This is a genomic window from Asticcacaulis sp. (assembly GCF_027484505.1).
In the GTDB taxonomy this organism is placed as follows: domain Bacteria; phylum Pseudomonadota; class Alphaproteobacteria; order Caulobacterales; family Caulobacteraceae; genus Asticcacaulis.
Window position 1 is genome coordinate 1 of record NZ_JAIXSV010000153.1, and the last position, 2,656, is coordinate 2,656.

Annotated in this window: 3 protein-coding genes; all 3 read right to left on the minus strand. The window is 54.8% G+C overall.

Annotated elements, in window-relative coordinates; all coding sequences use genetic code 11:
* Positions 1 to 336, minus strand: a 336-nt coding sequence (locus Q0072_RS09815; protein WP_298329145.1) for a helix-turn-helix domain-containing protein, incomplete at its 3' end; no start/stop codon positions are given.
* An 846-nt stretch (positions 337 to 1,182) separates the two neighbouring features.
* Entirely contained in the window at positions 1,183 to 1,710 is a 528-nt protein-coding gene (locus Q0072_RS09820; protein WP_298329148.1) for a hypothetical protein, read from the minus strand.
* Between the two features lie 88 nt (positions 1,711 to 1,798).
* On the minus strand, positions 1,799 to 2,167 hold the full coding sequence (locus Q0072_RS09825; protein WP_298329152.1) for a hypothetical protein: 369 nt from the start codon (positions 2,165 to 2,167) through the stop codon (positions 1,799 to 1,801).
* Between the last annotated feature and the right edge of the window lie 489 nt (positions 2,168 to 2,656).

A 2,656-nucleotide genomic window follows, 5' to 3' on the forward strand; every position in this document is an offset into this window, starting at 1 on the left:
CATCAGCCCGAGCTGCTGCGCCTGTTTGAGGATGTTCTGGACCTGCCGGACACCGATGCCGAGCTTTTCTGCCAAGAGCGCGTTGCTCGGCCATACGATTGGTGAGCCGCCCGATTGCCAGTCCTGCGGCTTCGTCCAGGAAAAAAGCAGGTCGATCAATGTGATGACCCGAAGTGGAAACCGCTGGTAGCTAGCGGATCGCTTGAGAGCGAGCAGCACCTTTCCAGGCGACGCATCCATCCTAAGGCTATCGAACCGCTCGCTGTATGCGTCCGCCATTGCGGAAGCTTGGTCAAACTTGCGCAGGCCCCTTCCAGGGTTTACGGCACGAGCCATCGTTCGGTTCTCCAGTAGCGGAGCCCGTGCAGGCAAACGAAAGCCGTGGCGCAAAGATTGGCGCAATTTGCGTTCGTTTGTTCGCGGTGTCTGAAGACTAGCTTGTTTCAGCGCCTTCAGATCGATCTAACCTTAACGGCCCTTGGCCGCTGGTTTCGCTCTGCTCGGGTCTCCTGGTTTCAATCAGCCCCTGAAGTCGGTCACTTCGGACCGCCACCTAGGCTCTCGATGACGATAGACACCGAGTCTGCGGCCGGTCTGCGCTCTTGGTTCGTGCTATCGGGTATCCCATCCCGAAAAAGCTCGTGCTTTCGGGTATCTCGTCGATCCGGGCTCGTGCTTTCGGGTAGCGCGTCTATCGCGATCCTCGTGCTTTCAGGTATCGCGTGGTTGCGGCCGCCGCCCGTTTGAAGCGTCCCAGCTGCTGGGACGAGCGGGAAGCCCCCGATTCGCGCGCGAACAGAGCTGCCGATGCCCCTACCAGCCACCTATGAGGGCTTTACCCAGATCCCTGAGAGCCATTCAGAACCCTCGTGCTATCGGGCATCACGTCTCCGCATTAGTTTTAATATCAATGGGTTATAGCATTATATAGAAAGCAAATCTGAGGTGTTCCGAAACCACGCCTATCGGCCTGATCTGGCTTGCCAGCTTGCCCCGAATCCCATTCCTCGTGCTTTCGGGTATTGCGAGGCGGCCCCGCCCTCGGGCTTTCAAGCAGCCTACTTGGGGTAAAAATGTCCGCAATGATTTCGGAGATGGAGACCGGAGCTATCGCTCAACGGCCGGCTCGCGGAGCCAATTACGCTTATCTCGCGAGCTTAATTGGGTTGCGACCCTTGCTAATCAAAAATTGGATACGGCACTGAGCCCGATGCGCTCGTCTTTCCTCTGTGCGTATCCACGATAATCCAATTCTAACCGCTCCAGTACCACCTGTTGGATGTGCCTACCGTGCGTCGGATAAATATCGGACGCTTCTAAGCCGTCTATCATCGCCAAAAGGTCGAATATCTTTTCCGGTAGTCCACGAAGTGCATTCGAGACCATCATAGCGATATTCGTGTACGTGTCGTGCTCCGCCTGCGGATACTGCCGGATCAACTCGATCGACAACGCGGCTTGGTAGTATTCCACCTGGAGGACACTCAGGAGCACGTAAACCTCCTGCAGTTTGATAGGCGACCGCTTGGATCTGTCCTCATTGAAGATCCTTCCAAGACGGCTCTTTGTCAGCCTCCGCCCCGATGCTGCCTCGATATCCCGATAGCTCAGCCTTCGTTCTTTGATAATGGCGCCCAAGAAGTCGGCGTACTCGACTTCTGCGCTGCCGCACTCGTCCGCGGATCGCTCCGCAGTGGGTACTAACTGCATACGAAACCCCCTGTTCAGGACAGGGAAAAGTAACCATTCAGCGTCCCATTTTGCAACCTAAAATGAGCTGTGGATGAAGCCAAAGCGGCTAACGGATAGGTACAACCTTTCCGTCTGCGCGCTTTGCGGCGCCCTTATACGCTTTCGCGTCAAGCATCGACAGGTTAAACTTCGTTACGAACTCAGTTCTATTCTCCTCAACAACAAGGTCAAAGAGGAGAAGAGATATAGCATTAGCGAAACTAACGCTGTCGCCCAAAACTTCTTCTAACGATGGAATAGAATCGTCGATGGCGTCATAGCTGGATTCGAGAATCGTAACCTTGAGCGGGACGCTCCCGTCGGTGGGGATGATCTCAAGGTGCTTCTTCATGTCTTCAGGTCGATAGAGTTTATGCAACTCGCTCGCACTAGCAGAGCGGGTGTCGATAATTTTTTCGAGCCCGGAGAATTCCATCCTGCTATTCGAGAAGAGGCGAATGCACTCAGTTATAAGGCGAAAATAGCCTTCAGAGACATTCCAGCTCCACTCTCGGCTTCCGTGTTCCATTAACGCCTCGTTGCCCCCTGGTGACGAATGAATCGTCCCAACCTCTCAGATCCTGCCGAGCGGTGTTGTCGTTAACAGGCGGTTATAGGCCTGTAGAGGCGGATGATCGAATCGGTTTTTGCCCGATCGCGAGCCACGTCCCGAATTCGGGACATCTAGTGGCAAAATGTCGGAGTAATTTCCGTAGCTTGTCCCATTAGCGGGACAAGGGTTCACCGAATCGCACACGCTTGAAGCCCAACTCTTAAAATGCGCTTAAACGTACTCTGTTCCGTAGAGTTTGTTTGCTCCGGAGAATCCCGAAGAGCCAACCTTGGCTTGGGCGCACTGACCGCGCTCAGCCCAAGGAGACCTTTCTTATGAAGACTCTGTTCACCGCCCGCCGCGCCGAGACCG